Origin of the sequence: Pseudorhodobacter sp. (assembly GCF_034675685.1) — a bacterium.
Taxonomy (GTDB): domain Bacteria; phylum Pseudomonadota; class Alphaproteobacteria; order Rhodobacterales; family Rhodobacteraceae; genus Pseudorhodobacter.
Window position 1 is genome coordinate 255,326 of the sequence record NZ_JAUCDA010000016.1, and the last position, 14,914, is coordinate 270,239.

The following is a 14,914-nucleotide window of genomic DNA, read 5'->3' on the forward strand; positions in this document are numbered from 1 at the left end:
TCCGTCTGCCATCAGGCAACCTCATGCCCCATCATCAGGGTGTAGAGTTCGAACCATGTCTGGCGGTCAATCTCTATATCCAGCGCGGTGGCGATGGTTTTGATGCGGGGCAGGCTGTTGGTGCCCATGACAGGAATGATACGCGCAGGATGGCGTAGAATCCATGCCACAGCGGCGGCAGACCAATCTGTGCCATGGTTCGCGCCAATCTCGGTCAGGCGCGCGCGCAGGTCTTTGCTGGATTCGGCCAGCAAACGGCCACCCGCAAGCGGTGACCATGCCATCACGCAAAGCCCGCGGGCCTGGTGAAACGCAACATCGCCATTGGTGAAACCTTCATGGGCCACAAGGCTGAGTTCGATCTGATTGGTGACAAGCGGCGTGGTCATGCCGGATTGCAAAAGCTTGAAATCCCACGGGCGGAAGTTGGAGACGCCCACGGCGCGCACCTTGCCCGAAGCGACCAGCGCATCCAATGCGCCGCCGGTTTCCAGATGGTCCATCAGCGGGTCGGGGCGATGAAGCAACAACAGGTCGATATGGTCAATCGCCATGTCTTGCAGGCTGGCCTCGACCGATGCGTTGATATGCGCGGCAGAGGTATCATAGTGTTTCACCCGTGCAGCGGCATGGCGGCCAACAGGAGCCACGATATTGCATTTGGTTATGATCTGCATCTGGTCGCGCAGATGCGGGGCCGCGCGCAGGGCTTTGCCCAAAATCGCCTCGGCACGATAGCCGCCATAGATATCGGCCTGATCAAAGCTGCTGATGCCCTGTGCCAGACAGGCCTCGACTTTTGCCTGCACATGCCTGGGGCTGGTGTCAACATCATCGCCCAGCCGCCACATGCCATAGACCAGCCGTGACAGCGTGATGTTGCCCAAAGATACCCGTTCCATCAGCGCCGTTCTCCATTTCCCAGCGGTGTGGCCGGGGTGCGGCTTGGCACCCGACCGTATGCGTGCGGCAAAGAGCAGGTTTTAAGCTGCGGCAAAACCTTGCTGCCAAAGTGATCGCATTCATCCATATGCGGATAGCCCGAAAAGATGAACGCGCGGATCCCCATTTTGCGGTAAGACTCAAGCTCTGACATAACCTGATCCGTCGAGCCGACAAGGGCAGCGCCGCAACCAGATCGGGCGCGGCCGATACCTGTCCACATATGCGGTTCGATATAGCCGAATTGATCGGCCAATTCGCGGGCGCGGGCCTGATGCGATACGCCCAGCGATATGCTGTCATGGGCGCGGTCGCGAATCAGTTTGCCATATTCATCATCCAGCTTGCTGGCGATGTAGTCTGCGTATTCCTTGGCCTCGGCCTGCGTGTCACGCACGATCATGTGGACGCGCAGCCCGTAATCCAACGTGCGGTCATGCGCAGCAGCGCGCGCGTGGACGGCCTTCATGCGTTCGGCCAGCACGTCACGGGTTTCCGGCCACATCAGATAGACATCGCATTGCGCGCCGCACAGTTCCAGCGCATCGGGCGAATAGCCGCCGAAATACAGCAGCGGGCCGCCGTTTTGCTGATAGGGTTTTGCCGGGTCAGCCGAGATTTTGCTGATCTGGTAAATGTCGCCACTATATTCGATATGATCCTGTGTCCATGCTTGGCGCAGGATTTCAACGACCTCATGGCTGCGCTTGTAGCGGAATTTGCTTTCCGCAACCTCGCCGGGGAAATCTGACGAAATCACGTTCAGCGTCAGACGCCCTTTCAGCATATGGTCAAGCGTTGCAATGGTGCGTGCCAGCATGACTGGCTGCACCTCGCCGCAGCGTATGGCGGCCAAAAAGTTGATTGTGTCGGTGATCGGCGCGCAGCCGGCAACGAAAGACAAGGTGTCCTGCCCGACCTGATAGGAGGATGGGCACAGGATGTTGCGAAAGCCGTGGCGTTCGGCATTTTTGACAATGCCAGAGCAGTGCTCCCAGCTAGAGCGCAACCTGCCTTCGGGTTGGCCGAGAAACTGGTAATCATCCGAACAAAGAGCCGCGAACCAGCTTACCTCGGCGCCGTCCAGATCAGGGGATGTGATGGGTACGATGGTCACGGCTTGCTCTCCCTCGGGTTCGCGTGTGATTCTGTATGTCGCAGAGTCAGCTTTTCACTTGCGTAGCATCCCAATTGATGTAGATCAATACTGTATCAATTATTTGAGCATCGTGTCCATGGCGTCACCAGGTTCCCTTCCCCTGTTTTTGCAGATCAGCGAATTGCTGATCCGCGATATTGCGGCCGGACGGCTGATTGACGGCGAAAAGCTGCCCCCCGAACGGGAAATGGCAGCAGGGCTGGGGATTGCGGTGGGAACATTGCGCCAGGCGTTGAAGGAATTGGCTGCCAAGGGCATGCTGAACCGGGTTCAGGGGTCGGGGAATTACATTCGCGCGATCAGCGATCCGGCCTCGGTCTATGCGCTGCTGCGGTTGGAGCTTGCGGGGGGGGGGCGGGTTGCCCACGGCGCAGGTCTTGTCGGTGGATCGTTGCGCCAAGGATGCGGCACTGCCCGCGTTTGGTGACAGTGCCGAAGGGCATCGCATCAGGCGGTTGCGCTTTCTGTCGGGCAAAGTCGCCGCGGTTGAGGAAATTTGGCTCGACGGTGGCTATACACCGACGATTGCGCCCGGTGATCTGTCGGAATCACTGTATCTGTATTACCGTGAAAAGCTGGGATTATGGATCGCACGGGCCGAAGACAGGGTCGGGCAGGGGCCTTGCCCTGCATGGGTGCCTGCGGCTTTTCCGTATAGGTCTGGCGCGCCCCTGCCGCTGATTACGCGGGTTGGCTGGGGGCAGGATGGGCGGCGGGCCGAAGCATCCTGGACCTGGTACGACCCCGAAATAGCGCGCTATGTGGCGCGGTTGAAATAAGGCCGGGCGCGGCGTGGCACCATGAATAAGGGGGTAATGACATGAAGACCGTTCGGTATGGCATCATAGGCTGTGGCATGATGGGGCAAGAGCATCTGCGCAATATCGCGCTTTTGCCGCAGGCCGAGGTGGTCGCGATCTATGAGCCGGATGCCGCGATGCGGGCGCGGGCGGCTGCGCTGGTTCCGGGCGCGGTAATGGCCGAAAGCCTGGCCGGGGTGCTTGCCGTCGAGGCCGTGAACTGCCTGCTGATTGTCAGCCCCAATCACATGCATTTGGCGCAGCTAGAGGAAATCGCCGCCATCCGCCCCTTGCCGGTTTTATGTGAAAAGCCACTGTTCACCGACCCTGCCGATGCGCCGCGCCTGGCCGCATTGCGGGCTGCCTACCCTGCGCCGATCTGGGTGGCGATGGAATACCGCTATATGCCCCCCGTCGCCCATTTGATCGCGCAGGCGGCGGTTGCTACGGGTGGCATCAAGATGCTGTCTATCCGCGAACATCGCTTTCCCTTTTTGGAAAAGGTCGGGGACTGGAACCGCTTCAACCGCAATTCGGGCGGCACCCTGGTCGAAAAATGTTGCCATTTCTTTGATCTTATGCGGCTGATTGCGGGCTGTGACCCGGTGCAAGTCATGGCCTCGGGCGGGCAGGCGGTGAACCATCTGCACGAACGCTATAACGGCGAGGCCCCGGATATCTGGGATAATGCCTATGTGGTCGTGGATTTCGAAAACGGCATGCGCGCGATGCTGGAGCTGTGCATGTTTGCCGAAGGATCACGCTATCAGGAAGAGATTTCGGCGGTGGGGCCGAAGGGCAAGATTGAATGTCTGGTGCCGGGGCCGGGGCGGTTTTGGCCAGCGCATCTGGGCGCGGCCCCGGTGCCGCAAGTCGTGGTTTCACCGCGTGCCCCGGCCGGCCCACGGGTGCTGGAGGTGCCGGTAGACCCAAGCCTGCTGGCGGCGGGCGACCATAACGGATCGACCTTCTACCAGCATCGGGGGTTTGCCGATGTGGTGGCCAGGGGCGGGCAGCCAGAGGTAGGGCTGGAGGATGGTTGGTGGGCGGTGGCCATGGGGATGGCGGCGCAGATCTCGGCTGCGACCGGGCGGGTGATCGGGGCCGAGGAGTTGCGCGGAATGGCCCCCTGACGCGTCTGGCAAGAAAGACATTGCAAATCAGGCATGCCGTGGCCCACAAAGGGTAAAACGGGGGCGGCATGATTGATATCGAGCATCTTGAAACTTGGGTCGGGCGGTCGGAAACTCTGCGGGATGTCATCACGCCGTTTCCCTCAAACGCTTTGGCGGCGACGCTGAACCGGGATGAGATTTATCAGGATGGCGCGGCGCTGCCGCCCTTGTGGCACTGGCTGCATTTTCTGAAGGTTTTCAAGCTGGCCGATGCGGGCTATGATGGCCACCCTACGCTGGGCGGGTTTTTGCCCCCGGTGCCGCTGCCGCGCCGGATGTGGGCGGGCAGCCGCTTGCGCTTTGCGGCCCCCTTGCGGATCGGCGAGGCGATTGAGAAAACCTCTGCCATTGCCAGCGTGCGGCACAAGGCGGGGCGATCTGGCGATCTGGTGTTTGTGACGGTGCGCCATGTTTACGGCGCGGATGCGCGGATCGAGGAAGAGCATGATATTGTGTACCGCGATGCGGCTGTGGCCGATGCGCCTGTGTCCGATGCGCCTGTGCCCGATGCGCCTGTGGCAGTGCCGGTCATGGCCCCCGATACATGGGATTTTGCGCGTGAGATGGTGCCCAACCCGGTGCTGCTGTTTCGCTATTCGGCGCTGACGTTCAACGGGCATCGGATTCACTATGACCTGCCATTTTGTACGGGCACCGAAGGCTATCCGGGTTTGGTGGTGCATGGGCCGTTGCTGGCGACGCTTTTGCTGGACCTGTTGCGCAGGCAGTTGCCGGATGCGGTGGTGACCGATTTTGAATTTCGCGCAATAGCGCCGGTGTTTGATACGGCCCCTTTCACGGTGCATGGTGCGGCGGTTGATGATGGCTACAGGTTATGGATTCGGCGGGCCGATGGTGCGCTGGCAATGGATGCAAAGGCGGTGGTGACATGAGCGACTATCAGGACATTCGGGATGCGGTGCGGGATTTATGCGCGACCTTTCCGGCGGAATATCACCGCAAGATTGATGCGGCGCGGGGCTACCCCGAGGCGTTTGTCGATGCGTTGACCAAGGCCGGTTGGCTGGCCGCGATGATCCCCGAGGACTATGGCGGATCTGGCCTTGGGCTGACCGAGGCGAGCGTGATCATGGAAGAGATCAACCGTTCGGGCGGCAATTCGGGCGCGTGCCATGGGCAGATGTATAATATGGGCACCTTGCTGCGGCACGGGTCCGAAGCGCAGAAGAATGAGTATTTGCCGCGGATTGCCAGTGGCGAATTGCGCCTGCAATCTATGGGCGTGACCGAGCCGACAACGGGGACAGATACCACCAAAATCCGCACGACCGCCGTAAAAAAAGGTGATCGCTATGTGATCAACGGGCAAAAGGTCTGGATCAGCCGTGTGCAGCATTCCGACCTGATGATCTTGCTGGCGCGCACCACGCCGCTGGAGCAGGTGACGCGGAAAAGCTTGGGCATGTCGATTTTCATCGTGGATATTCGCGATGCGATCGGCAAGGGGATGGAGGTAAAGCCCATCCCGAACATGGTGAACCATGAAACCAATGAGCTGTTTTTCGACAATCTGGAAATTCCGGCGGAAAACCTGATTGGCGAGGAAGGCATGGGCTTTCGCTATATCCTTGACGGGTTGAACGCGGAACGCACGCTGATTGCCGCCGAATGTATTGGTGACAGTTATTGGTTCATCGACAAGGTGACGGCTTACGCCAAGGAACGTGTGGTGTTTGGCCGACCCATTGGCCAAAATCAGGGGGTGCAGTTCCCGATTGCCGAAAGCCATATTGAGACCGAAGCCGCCAACCTGATGCGGTTTGAGGCATGTCGGCGTTTTGATGCCAAGATGGACTGTGGCGCGCAGGCGAATATGGCGAAATACCTGGCGGCCAAGGCAAGCTGGGAGGCGGCGAATGCCTGTATCCAGTTCCACGGCGGCTTTGGCTTTGCCAATGAATATGATGTGGAACGCAAGTTCCGCGAAACCCGCTTGTATCAGGTAGCGCCGATTTCGACCAACCTGATCCTGTCTTATGTGGCCGAGCATCTGCTTGGGCTGCCCCGATCCTTCTAAGGAGGTCGTTTTGAATGTTGCCGCTTGAAGGGATTACGGTTGTCTCGCTGGAACATGCTGTGGCCGCGCCATTTGCCACGCGGCAACTGGCCGATCAGGGCGCGCGGGTGATCAAGGTAGAGCGCCCCGGCGTTGGCGATTTTGCGCGCGGTTATGATACACGGGTGCGGGGCGAGGCGTCGCATTTTGTCTGGATCAACCGCAGCAAGGAAAGCCTGACGCTGGATTTGAAGCATGCGTCGGCTGCCCCTGTTTTGCGCGGGCTGGTGGCCCGCGCCGATGTGGTGGTACAAAATCTGGCACCGGGGGCGGCGGCGCGGTTGGGGCTGTCTTATGACGCGTTGAAGGTGGATCATCCGGGGCTGATTGTGTGCAATATCTCGGGCTATGGTGCTGATGGGCCGGATAGGGACCGCAAGGCCTATGACCTGCTGATCCAATCCGAGGCGGGGTTTTTATCGGTGACGGGGACCGAAGGGCAGCCATCAAAAGCGGGAATTTCCATCGCAGATATTGCGGCGGGGATGTATGCATATACCAACATCTTGACAGCGCTTATTCAGCGGGGGCGCACGGGCGCAGGCCGTGAGATTGACGTTTCCATGCTGGAGGCGATGGCGGAATGGATGGGCTATCCGATGTATTACGCCTTTGACGGGGCCGCCCCCCCGGCGCGGGCGGGGGCAAGCCATGCCACGATTTACCCGTATGGCCCGTTTGATGCGGCTGATGGTACGGTGATGCTGGGCTTGCAGAATGAACGTGAATGGGCGGCGTTTTGCAGCCAGGTGCTGAACGCGCCGGGGCTGGCCGCTGATCCGCGCTTTGCCAGCAATGGCAAGCGCGCCGAAAACAAGGTGGCGCTGGCGGCGATTATAACCAAAGGGTTTGCCGCGCTGACGGTGGCGCAGGCAACGGCGCGGCTGGATGCGGCCGGAATTGCCAATGCGCGGATGAACGATATGGCGGGGCTTTGGGCGCATCCGCAATTGGCGGCGCGGCAGCGGTGGCGGCAGGTACAGACACCGGCAGGCGCGGTTCCGGCGCTGATTCCTGCGGGTTGGGGCGAGGGCGAGCCGCGCATGGGGCCGGTCCCGGCTTTGGGCGCGCAGAGTGCTGCGATCTTGCAAGAGCTGGGCTATGATCCGGCCGCAATCGCTGGTTTCGCCGCTGATGGAGTGATTTGATGGGCGCGGCGAAATGACCCTGGGTTTTTAGGGAGACGCTGTGAAAATGGTTTGGTCTTTGCGCCAAATGCCGCCAGTGTAGCGGTTGGCAAGCTGTACCTTGCCGAAGATGATGATGAGGCGATGATGATGAGACGGAAGGCTGATCTGGGGGCGCCATCGGGCCTGCAAGGGCGTTATGGCCCCCCCAAGTTGGCCCCAAATATGAAAATGACCGTGACAACAGACCACAATCCCGTATGACTTATACGGCATAACGGTCATCAACGACCGACGTAAAACAGGGAGACGACAATGAAATTCACTACTCTAGCCATGACTGCCGCCGCTTTGGCGCTGTCCACCACAACGGCCTTTGCGACAACAGGCTGCGATGACGGCGAAGTAAAAATCAAGTTTGCGCATGTGACCAATGGCGACAAGCACCCCAAAGGCATTGCGGCCCAGATGTTTGCCGATCGGGTGAACGCCGAGATGGACGGCAAAGCCTGCGTCGAGGTCTTCCCCAACTCGACCCTTTATGATGATGACCAGGTTCTTGAGGCGATGTTACAGGGCGATGTGCAAATGGCGGCACCGTCACTGTCCAAATTCGAAGCCTTCACCAAGGTTTTCCAGATATTTGACCTGCCCTTCATGTTCAAGAACATCGAAGCGGTGGATGAGTTCCAGAACTCGGAAACCGGCCAGGCGATGAAAGGGTCAATGACCCGCCGTGGCCTTCAGGGGCTTGAATTCTGGCACAATGGCATGAAGCAGTTTTCCGCCAACAAGCCGCTGATCGCACCAGAAGATGCCAAGGGGCTGAAGTTCCGCGTGCAGCCGTCGGATGTGATCGTGGCGCAGATGGAAGCGCTGGGGGCAAGCCCGCAGCCGATGGCGTTTTCAGAAGTTTACGGCGCGTTGCAGACCAAGGTCGTGGACGGTCAGGAAAACACCTGGTCCAACATTCGCGGCCAGAAGTTCAATGAAGTGCAAGACGGCACAACCGAAACCAACCACGGCGTGATCGACTATATGGTCGTGGCTTCGGTGGATTGGCTGGACAGCCTTGATCCGGCCTTGCGTGAGCAGATGCTGACGATTCTGAACGAAGTCACGGTTGAGCGGAACGCGGCCGTGAATGAGGTCGATCAGGCCGCCCGTCAGGCGATTCTGGATTCCGGCTCGGTTATCCGCGTGCTGACGCCTGAGCAGAATCAGGCTTGGGTTGATGCGATGAAACCGGTCTGGGCCAAGTTTGTTGACGGCGTTGGCCAAGATAACATTGACGCCGCACAGGCGATCAACGCCAAGCACTAAGGCGTATTGCGGCGCATGGGAAAGCCGTGCGCCGCTCCACGACATTCCTTGGGAGGGGAAGAGATGAGCGCGAATTATGCGCCACAAACGGCTTTTGGCCGGGCGATCAACTTGTTTGAGGAAACCGCGATTGCCATAATTCTGGGCCTTATGACGCTGCTTACCTTTGCCAATGTGGTGATGCGCTATGTGTTCAACAGCTCCATCTTTTGGGGGTTTGAATTTACGCTTTCGCTGTTTGCATGGTTGGTGCTGTTTGGCATGTCTTATGCTGTCAAGGTAACGGCGCATCTGGGTGTTGACGCGGTTATCATGATGTTTCCAAACACGACGCGGCGTGTTTTTGCGCTTGTCGCGGCGGCGCTATGCATCGTTTACGCCTTTTTGCTGTTGAAAGGTGCGTGGGATTATTGGGCGCCCTTTGCCGGGTTTCAGCAGACCGGGGGGCGCTGGTTTCCCGAAGGCTTTATCAAGACCCGCGATCAGGGCTGGTATGAAACCGAAACCATCCCGATGCCGGATTGGTTGCGCTTTATCGAAGGCAGTTTCAACCAAGGCGAGGCCTATGGCAAGCTGCCTCGGTTCATTCCGTATTTCATGCTGCCCTTTGGTAGTGCCTTGCTGCTGTTCAGGTTTGTGCAGGCCGGGTATGAGATTATCCGCGGCAAGCGCGAAAGCCTGATCGTCAGCCATGAGGCCGAAGACGCGATTAAAGACGTCAGCCATATGAACGCAGAGGATTAAGCCATGGAAATCATCCTTCTTTTTGCGATGGTGGTTGGCTTCATGCTGATCGGTGTGCCTATCGCGGTGTCGCTTGGGCTGAGCTCTATCTTCTTTTTGCTGATGTTTTCAGATACCTCGCTCGCCTCGATTGCGCAGACTTTGTATCAGGCGATGGAGGGGCACGCGACACTGCTGGCGATTCCATTCTTCATTCTGGCGTCGTCGTTCATGTCGACGGGCGGGGTGGCGAAACGGATCATTCGCTTTGCGATTGCCTGCGTCGGGCATTTGCCCGGCGGTCTGGCGATTGCGGGCGTGTTTGCCTGTATGCTGTTCGCCGCGCTGTCGGGGTCTTCGCCGGCAACGGTGGTGGCGATCGGGTCTATTGTAATCGCGGCAATGCGGCAGGTGGGCTATTCCAAGGATTTTGCCGCCGGGGTCATTTGCAATGCAGGCACGCTGGGGATTTTGATTCCGCCGTCGATCGTGATGGTGGTGTATGCGTCCGCCACTGATGTTTCCGTGGGGCGGATGTTTTTGGCCGGGGTTATTCCGGGGCTGTTGGCAGGCTTTATGCTGATGGCCACGATCCTGGTGATCGCCATTGTGAAAAACCTGCCCAAGGGCGAATGGCAGGGCTGGGGCGAGATCTGGGAGTCGTTTCGCGATGCGTTCTGGGGGCTGATGCTGATCACGATCATCATGGTCGGGCTTTACGGTGTTCCGGGCATCACCAGCGGCATTTTCACCCCGACCGAGGCGGCAGCCGTCGCTGCGGTTTATGCGTTCTTTGTTGCCAACTTCATCTATCGCGACATGGGGCCGTTGCAAAATGACAGCGGTAATGTGGCCTTGTGGCGCAGACCGCAATCCGTGCTGACCAGCTTTTTCCACGCCGATACGCGGGCGACGTTGTTCGAGGCCGGGAAGCTGACCATCACCTTGATGTTCATCATCGCCAATGCTCTGATTTTGAAGCATGTTCTGACGGATGAGCAGATTCCGCAAAAGATTACGGAATCGATGCTGGGCGCGGGTCTGGGGATGATTACTTTCCTGATCATCGTCAACGTCATCTTGCTGATCGGCGGCCAATTCATGGAGCCGTCAGGGTTGATCTTGATCGTTGCCCCCTTGGTGTTTCCGATTGCGATTGAATTGGGCGTGGACCCGATTCATCTGGGTATCATCATGGTGGTGAATATGGAAATCGGGATGATAACGCCGCCGGTGGGGTTGAACCTGTTTGTCACCTCGGGCGTGGCGGGGATGCCGATCATGCGGGTGGTGCGGGCATCCTTGCCGTTTCTTGCGGTGCTGTTCGTCTTCTTGATCATGGTGACCTATATCCCGATTTTGTCGACCTGGTTGCCAACGTCGGTGATGGGGCCGGAGACGATTATCAAATGATGGATATCTGGCCGAAGCCGGGGGCATTCTGCCCCCGGACCCCCTGAGGATATTTTTACCGAAAAGAACGCGGGACGGTTAGCGGTAGGTGCGTTCTTCCAGTGGGATGTCATTCAGCGTGGTTTGCAACAGTTTCAAAAGCCCGGCCTCGGCGCTGTTCGTGGTGCGTTTGGGGTTGGTGAGGATGTAGATATCAATGGCGGGCAGGTTGGAATAGGGCGGTAATTGCCATAAAAGGCCCTGATTGACATCGCGCATCGCCACATGGACGGGTAGCGCGCCGATGCCGATGTTGGAGATGATCATCCGCCGCACCTCGGGCAGGCTGGAGGATATGCCTTTCAGCCCTGGGTTCATCCCGGCCTGCTGGCGCAGACCTGCGACACCAAACAGCGGGCCGTTCACCTCATCCGTTTGAAAGGACACCGCATTTTCGCCTTTCAGATCGGCCATGCGGATATCATCGCGGCCAAACAGCCGATGTTTTGGGCCGCAGTAAAAGCCGAAATATTCGCGGTAGAGCGTGCGGGTTTCCAACCGCAGCGGTGGTTCTTGCAGCAGGCAAATGCCCAGTGTGACGCGGTTTTGCTGTAAATGCGCCACCACTTCCGCGCTTTCGACCGTAGAGATGGAATAGGTGACCTGCGGGTGTTCGGCGTTGAACTGTTCCAGCACGGCATCGAAATGCCTTGATACGACATGGCTGGCCACCGCGATGCTGATATGGCCGGTGACCTGATCGTCCATCCCGCTCATCAAATTCGGGAGCTGGGCGATGGTGCCAAAGACCGAGCGCGCCTCGGCATACAGCACCTGACCCAAGGGGGTCACGCTGAAATGATTGGGCGAGCGGTTTACCAACCTGCGGCCAAAGCTGTCCTCCAGCCGTTTGAGCGCCGCGGAAATGGTGGGCTGTTTCAGGCTCAGAAAATTGGCGGCGGGCGTGATGCCACCTTCATCGACTATGACCATGAAGGTGCGCAGCAGGTTCCAGTCCAATTGCCAGGGCAGGCGTTGTTCATATTTTTTAAGCATAGATCAAATCTATTCAGAGTATTTTCATTATCTATTTGCCCTATGATGCGTCACAATGCAACCTGTGACCCAGTAAATGCTGAGGGCGCCGATCATGCGCCTTTGGCCAATACAAAAGCAAACAACCGGGAGAGATTTGCACATGACCAGATTTACAAACATCCTTCGCCGCAGCGTTTTGGCGGGCGGTATTGCCGCCCTTGGCCTGGCGCTTGCGCCTGCCGCCTTTGCTGATGAGCTGGACGGGCTGAAAGAGCGTGGCGTGATGAAAATTGCCATGACCGGGCAATACCCTCCGTTCAACTTTGTGAATGACAAGAACGAAGTGGTTGGTTTTGACCCCTCTATCGGCACCGAGATTGCCAAGCGCATGGGGCTGGAGACCGAGATTGTGACCACCGCCTGGGACGGTATCATTGGCGGGCTGTTGGCCAATAAGTTTGACGCCGTTGTGGGGTCGATGTCGATCACCGCCGAGCGCGAAAAGGTGATTGATTTTGTCGGCCCCTATTACAACACCAAGCGCGCGTTTTTTACCAAAGCCGGTTCTGAGTTCAAGACGGAAGAGCAGTTGAAGGATGCTGTTGTCGGCGTCACCCTGGGCGAAACCCATGATGAATGGGCCCGCGCGCAGGGCTATAATGTCAAGACCTACAAGGGCCTGCCGGAGCTGCTGCTGGAGCTGACCAACGGGCGGATTGATGTTGTGATCAACGATTCCATTCCGGTGCTGTTGGCGATGAAGGCCGGGCAATATGATTTGGCGGAAATTCCGGCACCCGATGCCGAGAAATTCCCCGCAGGGATTGCCATTCGCAAAGGGAACCCGGAACTGAAGGCCGCCATGCAAAAGGCGCTGGATGAGATGATGGAAGACGGCACCTATATGGCCCTTGCGAATGAATGGGTCGGCGGCGATATCCGTTAAACAAATCAATGGTTGGCCTGCCCGGTTCACGGGCGGGCCGGTTTTTGCGCGCGCATTTTCTGCGTGACGCTGTGGTGGGGCGATAAACCAAAGGACAGCTTCCTTGGACACCGAACTGATTTTACGGGTCTATCCGTTCTTTCTGGAAGCGGCCGTTGTGACGGTTCAGCTTTCAATTCTGACCTGCCTTCTGGGCCTGACCTGTGGCGCGCTTGGGGCGGCCGCGCGGCTGTCGCGCAGCCCGATCTTGCGGGGGATCGGCGCGGTTTATGTCAGCATTTTTCGGGGCACGCCCGCGCTGATCCAGCTTTTCATCCTCTATTTCGGCGGCCCGCAGATTGGTATTCAGCTTGACCCGTTTGAGGCGGGGGTGATTGGGCTTGGCGTCAACATTGGCGCTTATATGACGGAAACCATGCGCGGCGCTATCCAATCGGTCGACAAAGGCCAAACCGAGGCGGCGCGAACCCTGGGGATGAGCCGCTGGGAGACGATGCGCAAAGTTGTACTGCCGCAAGCGATGCGCATGATGATCCGGCCCTTGGGGGTGAATATCAACGCGCTGATCAAGGGCACGGCACTGGTTGCGCCAATCTCGGTGATCGAGCTGACCTATACAGCGCAACGGTTTATCGGCTCGACCTATAAACCGTTTGAAATGTTCATGCTGGCGGGGGCTTTGTACATGATAATCATCTATGTGACCGGCCAAGGCATCGCCTGGCTGGACCGGAAAGCGCGGATCACATGAGCAGGAGCAACCGCCATGGGGCTTGATTTCAGCGTTGTGCCCAGCTATTTCGGCGTGCTTTTGATGGGCATGGGCTGGACGATTGCCATTACCATCGGCGCGGGGCTGCTTTCATTTTTCGGCGGCATCATCTTTGCTGTCACCGCGCTTTATGGCCATTGGGTTATCCGGCTGCCGATGCGGCTGTTTGCCTGGCTGTTCATGGGCACGCCGCTGCTGCTGCAACTGTTTCTGATCTATTTCGGGCTTATTCAGGTCGGGATTGATCTGCCTGCGTTTGTCGCGGGCGTGATCGGGCTGGGGCTGCATTTTGCGGTGTATAATTCCGAATTGATTCAGGCGTCGATTCTGGCGGTGGACAAGGGGCAGTATGAAGGCGCGCGGACGCTTGGCCTGTCACGCGGGCAAACGGTGCGGCGCATCATCATTCCGCAAGCGGTGCGGGCGGTTATTCCGCCGATGGGCAACAACATGATCGCTTTGCTCAAGGATTCGGCTTTGGTCTCGGTGATTGGCGTTATGGAGCTGACACTGGCCGCGCAGCAGTCGATTTCGCGCACTTATCGGCCGTTCGAATTCTATCTGGCGGCTGCGTTTTGCTATTACATCATCAACCTCGCGCTAGAGGCTGGCCTGCGGCGTGTGGAGCGCCGTATCGCCGCCTCGCGCTAATCATAAGGAGGGTGTGATGCCCGAGTCCGCCTTTGTTGAGATCAAGAATGCCGCCAAGAGTTTTGGCACCTTGCAGGTGTTGAAAGATATCAACCTGACCGTGGACCGGGGGCAGATTGTGGCCATCATCGGGCCGTCGGGGTCGGGAAAATCGACCCTGCTGCGCGCGATAAATGAGTTGGACCCGTTGTCATCGGGTGAGGTGTGGCTGGAAGGTGTGCAGATCAATCGCAAGCTGCCGCCGCGCCAATACGAGGCGCATGTGAACCAGGTGCGGCAAGATATTGGCATGGTGTTTCAACACTTCAATCTGTTTCCGCACCTGACTGTGCGCGGCAATATAACGCTTGCGCCCCGGATGCTGAAAGGGCTGAGCGAGGCGGCTGCAAACAAGCTGGCCGAGGAGCAACTGACCAAAGTCGGGCTGTTGGAGAAGATTGACGAATACCCGTCGCGGCTTTCGGGCGGGCAAAAGCAGCGCGTGGCGATTGCGCGGGCGCTGGCGATGAAGCCCAAGGTGATGCTGTTTGACGAGGCGACATCCGCGCTCGACCCCGAGTTGGTGGAGGAGGTCAACATGGTCATGAAGCAACTGGCCGAGGAGCATATGACCATGATCATCGTCACGCATGAGATGGATTTCGCGGCCTCGGTTTGTGATCGGGTGCTGTTCATGGATCAGGGCGTGGTGGTCGAGGAAGGCCCGCCAAGCGTGATTTTCCAGAATCCGGCTGAAGAACGCACCCGCAATTTTCTGCGCAAACATCTTGCGCGCAACGGGGGCTGATC

Annotated in this window: 16 protein-coding genes; 13 read left to right on the forward strand and 3 right to left on the reverse strand. The window is 58.4% G+C overall.

The annotated features are described in order from the left end of the window. Positions 1 to 11 precede the first annotated feature (11 nt). Together VDP61_RS12630 and VDP61_RS12635 are read right to left on the reverse strand one after the other, a co-directional pair. The gene (locus tag VDP61_RS12630; RefSeq protein ID WP_323007233.1) at positions 12 to 902 is read right to left on the reverse strand and encodes an aldo/keto reductase; all 891 of its coding nucleotides are present in this window, start codon (positions 900 to 902) and stop codon (positions 12 to 14) included. After that, positions 902 to 2,059: an LLM class flavin-dependent oxidoreductase gene (locus VDP61_RS12635; RefSeq protein WP_323007234.1), complete on the reverse strand. Its 1,158-nt coding sequence runs from the start codon at positions 2,057 to 2,059 to the stop codon at positions 902 to 904. The genes VDP61_RS12630 and VDP61_RS12635 overlap by 1 nt, the downstream gene beginning before the upstream one ends. A gap of 118 nt (positions 2,060 to 2,177) precedes the next feature. On the opposite strand from VDP61_RS12635, the gene VDP61_RS12640 reads away from it, so the two are divergent. From VDP61_RS12640 to VDP61_RS12680, 9 genes are all read left to right on the forward strand, one after another. Further along, on the forward strand, positions 2,178 to 2,528 hold the full coding sequence (locus tag VDP61_RS12640) for a GntR family transcriptional regulator (RefSeq protein WP_323007235.1): 351 nt from the start codon (positions 2,178 to 2,180) through the stop codon (positions 2,526 to 2,528). Next, on the forward strand, positions 2,485 to 2,880 hold the full coding sequence (locus tag VDP61_RS12645; RefSeq protein WP_323007542.1) for a UTRA domain-containing protein: 396 nt from the start codon (positions 2,485 to 2,487) through the stop codon (positions 2,878 to 2,880). The genes VDP61_RS12640 and VDP61_RS12645 overlap by 44 nt, the downstream gene beginning before the upstream one ends. A gap of 41 nt (positions 2,881 to 2,921) precedes the next feature. Then, a complete protein-coding gene (locus tag VDP61_RS12650; RefSeq protein WP_323007236.1) occupies positions 2,922 to 4,034 on the forward strand; it encodes a Gfo/Idh/MocA family oxidoreductase in 1,113 nt (370 codons plus the stop codon). Positions 4,035 to 4,102: 68 nt separating this feature from the next. Then, the gene (locus VDP61_RS12655) at positions 4,103 to 4,969 is read left to right on the forward strand and encodes an FAS1-like dehydratase domain-containing protein (protein ID WP_323007237.1); all 867 of its coding nucleotides are present in this window, start codon (positions 4,103 to 4,105) and stop codon (positions 4,967 to 4,969) included. Next, positions 4,966 to 6,114 carry an acyl-CoA dehydrogenase family protein gene (locus VDP61_RS12660; protein ID WP_323007238.1) on the forward strand — a complete coding sequence of 383 codons (1,149 nt, stop codon included), beginning with the start codon at positions 4,966 to 4,968 and terminating at the stop codon, positions 6,112 to 6,114. The genes VDP61_RS12655 and VDP61_RS12660 overlap by 4 nt, the downstream gene beginning before the upstream one ends. 14 nt (positions 6,115 to 6,128) lie before the next feature. Then, positions 6,129 to 7,301: a CaiB/BaiF CoA-transferase family protein gene (locus VDP61_RS12665; protein ID WP_323007239.1), complete on the forward strand. Its 1,173-nt coding sequence runs from the start codon at positions 6,129 to 6,131 to the stop codon at positions 7,299 to 7,301. Positions 7,302 to 7,595: 294 nt separating this feature from the next. Further along, complete coding sequence (locus tag VDP61_RS12670) at positions 7,596 to 8,603, forward strand: DctP family TRAP transporter solute-binding subunit (protein WP_323007240.1); 1,008 nt, start codon at positions 7,596 to 7,598, stop codon at positions 8,601 to 8,603. A gap of 63 nt (positions 8,604 to 8,666) precedes the next feature. Further along, the gene (locus VDP61_RS12675) at positions 8,667 to 9,347 is read left to right on the forward strand and encodes a TRAP transporter small permease (RefSeq protein WP_323007241.1); all 681 of its coding nucleotides are present in this window, start codon (positions 8,667 to 8,669) and stop codon (positions 9,345 to 9,347) included. Positions 9,348 to 9,350: 3 nt separating this feature from the next. Beyond that, positions 9,351 to 10,739: a TRAP transporter large permease subunit gene (locus VDP61_RS12680; RefSeq protein WP_323007242.1), complete on the forward strand. Its 1,389-nt coding sequence runs from the start codon at positions 9,351 to 9,353 to the stop codon at positions 10,737 to 10,739. 78 nt (positions 10,740 to 10,817) lie between these two features. Here the strand turns inward: VDP61_RS12680 and VDP61_RS12685 are convergent, their stop codons facing one another. Continuing rightward, complete coding sequence (locus VDP61_RS12685) at positions 10,818 to 11,774, reverse strand: LysR family transcriptional regulator (protein WP_323007243.1); 957 nt, start codon at positions 11,772 to 11,774, stop codon at positions 10,818 to 10,820. 142 nt (positions 11,775 to 11,916) lie between these two features. Between VDP61_RS12685 and VDP61_RS12690 the strand changes: the two genes are divergently transcribed. The 4 genes from VDP61_RS12690 to VDP61_RS12705 all read left to right on the forward strand — a co-directional run bounded on the left by VDP61_RS12690 (position 11,917) and on the right by VDP61_RS12705 (position 14,912). Beyond that, positions 11,917 to 12,702: a transporter substrate-binding domain-containing protein gene (locus VDP61_RS12690; RefSeq protein ID WP_323007244.1), complete on the forward strand. Its 786-nt coding sequence runs from the start codon at positions 11,917 to 11,919 to the stop codon at positions 12,700 to 12,702. Between the two features lie 103 nt (positions 12,703 to 12,805). Further along, entirely contained in the window at positions 12,806 to 13,453 is a 648-nt protein-coding gene (locus tag VDP61_RS12695) for an amino acid ABC transporter permease (protein WP_323007245.1), read from the forward strand. Positions 13,454 to 13,468: 15 nt separating this feature from the next. Continuing rightward, entirely contained in the window at positions 13,469 to 14,125 is a 657-nt protein-coding gene (locus tag VDP61_RS12700) for an amino acid ABC transporter permease (protein WP_323007246.1), read from the forward strand. A gap of 16 nt (positions 14,126 to 14,141) precedes the next feature. Next, a complete protein-coding gene (locus tag VDP61_RS12705) occupies positions 14,142 to 14,912 on the forward strand; it encodes an amino acid ABC transporter ATP-binding protein (RefSeq protein ID WP_323007247.1) in 771 nt (256 codons plus the stop codon). The last annotated feature ends 2 nt before the right edge of the window (positions 14,913 to 14,914 follow it).

Bases quoted from the DNA above. Each gene is read 5' to 3' on its own strand.
- VDP61_RS12705 (WP_323007247.1), top strand. From the start codon at position 14,142: ATGCCCGAGTCCGCCTTTGTTGAGATCAAGAATGCCGCCAAGAGTTTT.
- VDP61_RS12680 (WP_323007242.1), top strand. From the start codon at position 9,351: ATGGAAATCATCCTTCTTTTTGCGATGGTGGTTGGCTTCATGCTGATC.
- VDP61_RS12655 (WP_323007237.1), top strand. From the start codon at position 4,103: ATGATTGATATCGAGCATCTTGAAACTTGGGTCGGGCGGTCGGAAACT.
- VDP61_RS12670 (WP_323007240.1), top strand. From the start codon at position 7,596: ATGAAATTCACTACTCTAGCCATGACTGCCGCCGCTTTGGCGCTGTCC.
- VDP61_RS12630 (WP_323007233.1), bottom strand. From the start codon at position 902: ATGGAACGGGTATCTTTGGGCAACATCACGCTGTCACGGCTGGTCTAT.
- VDP61_RS12685 (WP_323007243.1), bottom strand. From the start codon at position 11,774: ATGCTTAAAAAATATGAACAACGCCTGCCCTGGCAATTGGACTGGAAC.
- VDP61_RS12660 (WP_323007238.1), top strand. From the start codon at position 4,966: ATGAGCGACTATCAGGACATTCGGGATGCGGTGCGGGATTTATGCGCG.
- VDP61_RS12650 (WP_323007236.1), top strand. From the start codon at position 2,922: ATGAAGACCGTTCGGTATGGCATCATAGGCTGTGGCATGATGGGGCAA.
- VDP61_RS12675 (WP_323007241.1), top strand. From the start codon at position 8,667: ATGAGCGCGAATTATGCGCCACAAACGGCTTTTGGCCGGGCGATCAAC.
- VDP61_RS12665 (WP_323007239.1), top strand. From the start codon at position 6,129: ATGTTGCCGCTTGAAGGGATTACGGTTGTCTCGCTGGAACATGCTGTG.
- VDP61_RS12690 (WP_323007244.1), top strand. From the start codon at position 11,917: ATGACCAGATTTACAAACATCCTTCGCCGCAGCGTTTTGGCGGGCGGT.
- VDP61_RS12640 (WP_323007235.1), top strand. From the start codon at position 2,178: ATGGCGTCACCAGGTTCCCTTCCCCTGTTTTTGCAGATCAGCGAATTG.
- VDP61_RS12700 (WP_323007246.1), top strand. From the start codon at position 13,469: ATGGGGCTTGATTTCAGCGTTGTGCCCAGCTATTTCGGCGTGCTTTTG.